Consider the following 297-nt stretch of genomic DNA (forward strand, 5'->3'; position numbering starts at 1 on the left):
CTCCAATGGTATGGCTGCAACTCTTTTAACGGTTTGAAAATGATTTCTTGTTTAGAATTTGTAATGGCGCATAGTACTTCTGGTCCCCAATAAAATAAACGTTCTTGGCATACACCACAAGGTGATAATACTTTTAATTTAGAATGCTCATTTTCCCTTGCAAGACAAATAGAATGTGTAACTTTCTTATGAAATTTATGTGCTTCTAAAATTGCACCTGTTTCCATACAAAGTTCTGTTGAAGCGGTTATTACGTCAGGGGCCACACTTGTATAAATGGATCCATCTTCTACACGG

General features: G+C 36.4%; 1 protein-coding gene. It reads right to left on the reverse strand.

Features of this window, described 5'->3' with window-relative positions; translation table 11 throughout:
* The coding region (locus ACSG5Z_RS30910) for a cytidine deaminase (protein WP_435712864.1) at nucleotides 1-297 on the reverse strand (297 nt) is incomplete at both ends.

This window comes from Bacillus pretiosus, from assembly GCF_051294775.1.
Taxonomy (GTDB): domain Bacteria; phylum Bacillota; class Bacilli; order Bacillales; family Bacillaceae_G; genus Bacillus_A; species Bacillus_A wiedmannii.